1 protein-coding gene is annotated in these 391 nt (G+C 27.1%); it reads right to left on the bottom strand.

Annotation, left to right across the window (positions count from 1 at the left end; translation table 11 throughout):
* Positions 1-162: 162 nt before the first annotated feature.
* Positions 163-391: YkyA family protein (locus ACF91D_RS32255; protein WP_392438776.1), on the bottom strand; the 229-nt coding region annotated here is incomplete at its 5' end.

Here is a 391-nt window from a genome sequence, read left to right as displayed (position 1 = left end):
CTCAAAATGGATACAGTTTTTCAATCTGTACTAATGAAAATTATAACACTGTACTACTAAAATTCTGTGGCTATTTCTAAAATCTTCCATTTAAATGTAAGCGCACCCAATTATTATGCTATAATCAATTAACACAAATTTCAAATGTATTGCATTCAATTTTTACGCAAGACTATCAACATCTTCTTTTTCTTGATTAACTTTGTTCATTGCATTTGAATATTTTTTAAACGCTTTATTCATATCTTTATATGATTTTGATACTGCTTCTGACTTTTTATCAATTTCAGATTGATCCACTTGATCACCTGAAGTGTACTTGAACATATCTTTTTCTTTAGTCAAAATATTTTTATAAGCTTTAGAATAATTGTCGTGCGCTTTGTACTTA

This window comes from Staphylococcus sp. 231237_7MaSpsaltlick (assembly GCF_043107035.1).
The sequence above is the reverse complement of the archived record's forward strand: the minus strand, read 5'-3'. Positions and strand labels throughout refer to the sequence as shown.